This is a genomic window from Serratia ureilytica (assembly GCF_013375155.1).
Classification (GTDB): domain Bacteria; phylum Pseudomonadota; class Gammaproteobacteria; order Enterobacterales; family Enterobacteriaceae; genus Serratia; species Serratia ureilytica.
Map to the genome: position 1 here is coordinate 1 of NZ_JABXOF010000041.1, position 208 is coordinate 208.

The 208-nt window shown below is 51.0% G+C and carries 1 rRNA gene; it reads right to left on the minus strand.

Going from position 1 to position 208, the window contains the following annotated elements:
- Positions 1-84 (minus strand): 5S ribosomal RNA (gene rrf / locus HWW83_RS25915); the annotation flags it as partial.
- Positions 85-208 lie beyond the last annotated feature (124 nt).

Genomic DNA, 208 nt, shown 5'->3' on the forward strand with positions numbered 1-208 from the left:
CCCCACACTACCATCGGCGCTACGGCGTTTCACTTCTGAGTTCGGCATGGGGTCAGGTGGGACCACCGCGCTATTGCCGCCAGGCAAATTCGTTTTAATTAACCCGCTTCATTACGAAGCCAGTCAATCCAATCTGTCAACAAGCTGAATATTGTCTCGGTCTCACCAAAACACCTTCGGTGTTGTAAGGTTAAGCCTCACGGATCAT